Source organism: Mycobacterium sp., assembly GCF_049281135.1.
GTDB lineage: Bacteria > Actinomycetota > Actinomycetes > Mycobacteriales > Mycobacteriaceae > Mycobacterium.
Genome location: NZ_JBAPRN010000125.1, coordinates 1 through 5286 on the forward strand (window position 1 = coordinate 1; position 5286 = coordinate 5286).

Genomic DNA, 5286 nt, shown 5'->3' on the forward strand with positions numbered 1-5286 from the left:
ACCCGGGTGTGGCCGAGGGTGCCGCGGCCGGCGTGCACGCGCTCATCGGTGGCCGAGTGGTGGCGCTGGACGGCCAGCGCTCCGACCCGGTGCCGGGGGCCTTCGGGCGGACCACGGACCAGACCTCGGCCACGCTGTCCCGCAACGGGCATCAGGTGGCCTCGGTAGTGACGCTTCGGCCCGGCGCCCCGGACATGGCGTCGTCGTTGTGGATCGGCGACCTCGGCGGCGAGGCGGCCGAAGCCGCTGACGGACATACCCTTTCGCGGCCGACCTGGTCGCTGGACGACGCGGTGTGGGTGGTGGCCGACGGCAACACCGTGCTGCGCGCCATTCAGGAGACCGCCTCGGGCCAGCCGGCGCGGTTGCCGGTCGACTCGGCCGCGGTGTCCAGCCGCTTCCCCGGAGTGATCGCCGAGTTGCAACTCTCCCGCGACGGCACCCGCGCCGCGATGGTGATCAACGGCCAGGTGATCTGCGCCAGCGTCGAGCAGACGCAGGGCGGCCAATTCGCATTGGCCTATCCGCGGCGGCTCGGGTTCGGGTTGGGCTCCTCGGTCGTGTCGTTGTCGTGGCGCACTGACGAAGACATCGCAGTGAGCCGCAACGACGCCGAGCACCCGGTGTCCTACGTCAACGTCGACGGGGTGAATTCCGACGCACCGAGCGCTAATCTGCAGCAGCCGGTCGGGGTGATTGCGGCCAACCCGTCGACGGTGTACGTCGCCGACCCACGCGGCGTGATGCAGCTGTCGATCTCGGGCGCCGAGGGCGTGCAGGGCTGGCTCGATGTCCCGCCGTTCATGGCGGGCGGGGCGATGCCGGTGATGCCCGGCTGACGTGCGTTATCCGGCCATAGCACTGCGTGCGGTGGCTAGCGGGTTCTCCTTGATCTCCCTAGCGTTGACGGCGTGATCAGCCACGTGCCCGCGACAACGCCCCCACGGCCTATCGATGTGCGACGGGCATTGGTTGCATCGGGAATCGTCAGCAAGAGCGATCCAGCCGCACTGACTCGGTGGTGCCGGCAGCTGAAGCCGGTGCGCTTCCCAGCCGGACACGTCATCGCCACCGGTGGCGACGACGGCGGTCGTCTTCACGTGATCATGTCCGGCAAAGTGAAAGCTTCGATCTGCCGGCAGAGCGGTTGTGAACTTCTGCTGGCCGTCTTGGGCAGCAACGAAATCTTTGGCGTGGTATCGCTTTTCGAGCCGGTCGCGCGTGAAACGCGAATGACCGCGCTCACCGAAGTTCTGGCGGTGCCGATTGAACGCGGACAGTTGCTCAGCTGGATGGCCGAATGTCCAGAGTTGAGTGCTCGAACGCTGCGCCTGTTCGCACGGAGGGCGAAAGAGATGACGGATGCCCTGACGGACTTCGCCTCCGCCGATGTTCGAGGCCGCGTCGCGAGCCGACTGTCGTTGTTGAAACGACGGTTTGGTCAGCAAGAAGGCGAAGTGGTACGGATCGTGCACGAGATGACCATGGAGGACTTTTCCCGTCTTGTCGGCGTCTCGCCCGAGTTGGTTCGTAATACGTTGGGCAATCTCGAGAATCAAGGCTGGATCCGTTTAGACGACGACAGCGTAGTGGTCATCGACTCCCAGGCGCTTTCGTCTCATCTAAAACCGTTGTCGTAAAATGATTTTGGAGATTTCGATACTGCGCTTCATGGTGCGGCTGTCGGTCGCGCGGCTGCCTTTGCGGGCTAGTGTCCAGCGGCTCAGGTAATTTCGGCAGGCCACCCGACGCGTTCGGAATAAATCATCGTCGATGATCGTTGCCCAGGGAGCTCAAACGAGTCCCACAGCTGATCAACAGCCTAAAGCCCAGCTCAGCATGGGACGCTGTACGGGGCCGAAGATGGAGTGGTTCGACGGTTCGCCCGGTCGCACGACCGTGGCGAACGTCACTTGAACCCGCTCGCTCATCGGATCGTTGTAGGGGTAACCGGGGGACGGTGAGAGGGCCACGTCGTGACGGAACGACCGACAGCGGACACTGGGGATCCGCACGTCTGGATCCCGGTGAAGGAGTTCGACCATTTCGTCGAGCTATGCGGCTGTGACCGGCCGCATCTGAACCTGTTGACTGATCCGGATTTGTTTTCAACGACTCAGCGGGGCGGTCGTATGGGTCCGGTGAGCATTCAGGACTGCGTCTTCGATGCTGACACGTCCATCGATTGCGGTGACGAGTGCAGCTCGTATCGGGTGTTTCTGGTGCGGTCGGGCCGCGCGGGGGGAGCACACCGAGGGTTGCCGGCCGGTGGCTGCGCCGGCACAGCGGCTGTGTATGCGCCCGAGGGCCTTTCGGCGCTGCAATGGGACGCGAGCACTGAAATTCTCCTGTTCAAGATGAACCGTCACGCCGTTGAGGATGCCCTCAGCGATGGGCTGGGCCGCCAGCTGACGTCGCAACCCGATTTCGAACCGCTCCTGCCAATTCACACCGCATCGGCCCGAACCTGGATCGACATGCTGGTGTGGTTCGCGGAGCAGTTTTTCCATCCTGGCGGCTTGATCCATCAACCACTGGTCGGAATGCCGTTCGTCGACAGCCTGATACGCGGATTCCTGGTGGCCGCTGAACATTCGCAGCGCGACGCGCTCTTGGGACGCGATGCTTCGACGCCGCCCCGCGCGGTTCGCACCGCAATCGACGTCATCGAAGCGGAAGCGCATTTGCCCCTCACGCTGTCCGCGATCGCCGCTCGCAGCCAGGTCAGCGTCCGTTCGCTGCAGCAGGGTTTCAAGCGTCACCTCGACACGACACCAATGGCCTATCTGCGTGAGGTGCGCCTGCGTCGCGCACACCAGCACCTGCTCGACTCCGACCCGTCAATCGTGACTGTCGCGTCGGTTGCATACCGTTGGGGCTTCACCAATCTCGGCCGGTTCGCCGCGGCGCACGCGGCCCGCTACCGCGAGCCACCAGTTAAGACGTTGCGCCGGACGGCCTAACCGGCTGCGGGCGCGCAAACCGGCCAGAAGCTCGCGTGCGATGGCTAGCAAGCGACCCGCCTCCTCCTTAGCGTTGATCGAGTAGTCAACGTTCCCAGCATATTTGGGGCTAAGAGGAATCGGAGTCCGCATGAATAGTCAAGCCAACCACCATGTTCGCCGTCCGCGCCCCTGGCGCATCGCCCTCGGCATGAGTGCCGGTGCCGTCGCGGCTGCCGGGATGCTCAGCCTGTCCGAGGCCGCAGACGCGCACGCCGACAATGGTGCCGACGGGCTGGGCCAAGCTGGCATGGATTTGACCCAAGCCACCCAGGTGTTGGATGGAGCTCCCGAGGCAGGGCTCGACGCCCAGCAACTTATGCTCCTCACGGGGCAGGAGATGCTCCAGACTGGTCCGGCGTCGTCGCTGCTCACTGAGCAGGAATCACTCCTGTCCGGCCTGTCCGCGGCTGACCAAGCTGACCTGACCGGCGTTGACGGCCAGTTGGCCCAGGCGTACCAGGGGATCCTCGACGCTGACCAGGCGTTCGTCGCAGCTGACCAGGCTGGTGATCTGAGTGGCACCGGGTTGCTCCCGGCTGACCTCGGGGTGATCGACGCTGATATCTCGGCAATTCCGGCGGACTTCAACCTGGTTTTTACTGACGCCGCTGTGGAATTCGCCAATGCCTTCGACATCTCGGCTCTGCTGCCCTGATAGCGGGCGTCTACACGGTGGGGCCGACTGGCCCCACCGTGTAATTGTCGGTCCATGTCTGCACACTTGCGCTGTGCTGGATCTGGTTCTGCCACTGGAGTGCGGTGGTTGCGGGGCGCCGTCGACGCGATGGTGTGCGGCCTGCGCCGATGAACTCGCGATCGGTCTCGACGCGCCGCGCGTCGTCACTCCGCGCATCGACCCGCAGGTGCCGGTGTTCGCGCTCGGCCGCTACGCGGGCGCGCGGCGGCGGGCGATCGTCGCGATGAAAGACCGCGGCCGGGCAGATCTGCTGGCGCCGCTGGCGCAGTCGCTGGCTTTCGGCGTGCACCGCTTACTGCGGTGGGGTCTGCTCGACGTTCCGCTGACCATCGTCCCGGCGCCGACCCGCGGCTGGTCGGCACGTCATCGCGGTGGCGACCCGGTGACACGTATCGCCACGCTGGCGACGGCGGGCCACCGGGACATCACCGTCGTGCGGGCGCTGCGAATGACCGCGTTGTCCCGCGACTCGGCGGGGTTGAACAGCGCTGGACGTGAACGCAACATCGCGGGACGGGTGCTGCTGACCCGACGTCGTCTGCCGCCCCGCGGCGAGTTGCTGCTCGTCGACGACATCGTCACCACCGGCGCCACCGCCCGAGAGTCGGTCCGGGTACTGCACCGGGCCGGGGCGCGAGTGTCGGCTGTGCTGGCGTTAGCAGCGGCGTGAGTGTTTGTGAAGAACTCGCAACAGGTCGGGCGAAATGCTGGCAATGCCGCCCGTGGACGGTCTACCGTCGGGAACAAGCACCAACAAACGCCTCGAGGCAGCGCATCTGAATCGCGGATTGAGGCGCCACCGTCAACGGTAGGGGGTGAGTGTTCGACACCTTGCATCGGCGGGCGGCCACTGAGTTCTGACAACCCCGTCGGCGCGTACACCCATAGCCGGGCGCGCTTAGCTGCGCGCAATGCGAGAGAAACGAGTTGTCAAGTATGTCAAGACAAACCGTGGATTCCGGGCAGCTTCTGGCTGAAGCTCCGGTCGACGCCGATGAACACGAACCGATGGCGACCGCCGAGGTGGTCGTCAAAGGCCGCAATGTCGAAATCCCTGACCACTTCCGCGTCTACGTCTCGCAGAAACTCGCCCGCTTGGAGCGACTCGACCGAACCGTCTACCTGTTTGACGTCGAACTCGACCACGAACGCAACCGGCGCCAGCGCAAGTCCTGTCAACACGTCGAGATCACCGCTCGCGGTCGCGGTCCGGTCGTCCGTGGCGAGGCGTGCGCGGACAGTTTCTATGCCGCGCTCGAGTCCGCGGTAGCCAAGCTGGAGGGCCGGCTGCGTCGCGTGAAAGATCGCCGCAAAGTCCACTACGGTGACAAGACGCCGGTCTCGCTGGCCGCTGCGACCGCGGTGGTACCGAATCCCGAACCGGATCTTGACGACATCGAAGCCCCACACTTCGGCGACCCCAACGGACATCACCAGCCTGGGCGGGTGGTGCGGACCAAGGACCACGCGGCCAAGCCGATGTCGGTGGATGACGCTCTCTACGAGATGGAGTTGGTCGGCCACGACTTCTTCTTGTTCTACGACAAGCAGACCGAGCGGCCTTCGGTGGTCTACCGGCGGCAT

Annotated in this window: 6 protein-coding genes; all 6 read left to right on the forward strand. The window is 65.1% G+C overall.

Going from position 1 to position 5286, the window contains the following annotated elements:
• Positions 1-839, forward strand: an 839-nt coding sequence (locus WAN02_RS05115) for an LpqB family beta-propeller domain-containing protein (RefSeq protein WP_422263096.1), incomplete at its 5' end; no start/stop codon positions are given.
• Positions 840-911: 72 nt separating this feature from the next.
• Positions 912-1640, forward strand: a complete 729-nt coding sequence (locus tag WAN02_RS05120) for a Crp/Fnr family transcriptional regulator (RefSeq protein ID WP_422263097.1) — start codon at positions 912-914, stop codon at positions 1638-1640.
• A gap of 336 nt (positions 1641-1976) precedes the next feature.
• A complete protein-coding gene (locus WAN02_RS05125; protein WP_422263098.1) occupies positions 1977-2963 on the forward strand; it encodes an AraC family transcriptional regulator in 987 nt (328 codons plus the stop codon).
• Between the two features lie 130 nt (positions 2964-3093).
• Positions 3094-3660 carry a hypothetical protein gene (locus WAN02_RS05130; protein ID WP_422263099.1) on the forward strand — a complete coding sequence of 189 codons (567 nt, stop codon included), beginning with the start codon at positions 3094-3096 and terminating at the stop codon, positions 3658-3660.
• Between the two features lie 73 nt (positions 3661-3733).
• Complete coding sequence (locus tag WAN02_RS05135) at positions 3734-4372, forward strand: ComF family protein (protein ID WP_422263100.1); 639 nt, start codon at positions 3734-3736, stop codon at positions 4370-4372.
• A 281-nt stretch (positions 4373-4653) separates the two neighbouring features.
• The coding region (hpf, locus tag WAN02_RS05140) for a ribosome hibernation-promoting factor, HPF/YfiA family (protein WP_422263101.1) at positions 4654-5286 on the forward strand (633 nt) is incomplete at its 3' end.

Excerpts from the sequence above, each read along its gene's own strand:
- WAN02_RS05130 (WP_422263099.1), top strand. The coding sequence starts at position 3,094 with ATGAATAGTCAAGCCAACCACCATGTTCGCCGTCCGCGCCCCTGGCGC.